1 protein-coding gene is annotated in these 1,149 nt (G+C 63.8%); it reads left to right on the top strand.

All coding sequences use genetic code 11. From position 1 onward, the window contains the following. Window position 1: 1 nt before the first annotated feature. Window positions 2–1,149 (top strand): elongation factor Tu (tuf, locus tag AVO45_RS12490; protein WP_068347448.1); only part of this gene is annotated, 1,148 nt, incomplete at its 3' end.

Raw genomic sequence — 1,149 nt, 5'->3', positions numbered from 1 at the left:
AATGGCAAAGGAAAAGTTTGAGCGTACGAAACCGCACGTCAACATCGGCACGATCGGCCACGTTGACCACGGCAAGACGACGCTGACCGCAGCAATCACCAAGTATTTCGGCGACTTCAAGGCGTATGACCAGATTGACGGCGCGCCGGAAGAGAAGGCGCGCGGCATCACCATCTCGACCGCCCACGTGGAATACGAGACCGACACCCGCCACTACGCGCACGTCGACTGCCCCGGCCACGCCGACTACGTCAAGAACATGATCACCGGTGCGGCGCAGATGGACGGCGCGATCCTGGTCGTGAACGCCGCCGACGGCCCGATGCCGCAGACCCGCGAGCACATCCTGCTGGCCCGCCAGGTTGGCGTGCCTGCACTGGTGGTGTTCCTGAACAAGGTTGACCAGGTCGACGACGAAGAGCTGCTGGAGCTGGTGGAAATGGAAGTCCGCGAGCTGCTGAGCTCGTATGATTTCCCCGGCGACGACATTCCGATCATCGCGGGTTCGGCTCTGGCCGCGATGGAAGGCCGCGATCCGGAAATCGGCGAAGAGAAGATCAAGGAACTGATGGCCGCCGTCGACGAGTACATCCCGACTCCGGAACGTGCCGTTGACCAGCCGTTCCTGATGCCGATCGAAGACGTGTTCTCGATCTCGGGCCGCGGCACCGTTGTGACCGGCCGTGTCGAGCGTGGCGTGATCAACGTCGGCGACGAGATTGAGATCGTCGGCATCCGTCCGACCCAGAAGACCACCTGCACCGGTGTCGAGATGTTCCGCAAGCTGCTGGACCGCGGCGAAGCCGGCGACAACATCGGCGCGCTGCTGCGCGGTGTTGACCGTGACGGCGTCGAGCGTGGCCAGGTTCTGTGCAAGCCGGGCTCGGTGACCCCGCACACCAAGTTCGAAGCCGAAGCCTACATCCTGACCAAGGAAGAAGGCGGCCGTCACACCCCGTTCTTCGCGAACTACCGTCCGCAGTTCTACTTCCGGACCACTGACGTGACCGGCACCGTGACGCTGCAGGAAGGCACCGAGATGGTCATGCCGGGCGACAACGTCGGCTTCACCGTCGAGCTGATCGCCCCGATCGCGATGGAAGACGGCCTGCGTTTCGCCATCCGCGAAGGCGGCCGCACCGTCGGCGC

The sequence above is a fragment of the Ruegeria marisrubri genome (assembly GCF_001507595.1).
Taxonomy (GTDB): Bacteria; Pseudomonadota; Alphaproteobacteria; order Rhodobacterales; family Rhodobacteraceae; genus Ruegeria; species Ruegeria marisrubri.
Note: the sequence above shows the minus strand (reverse complement) of the source record. Positions and strands in the feature narration are given on the sequence as shown.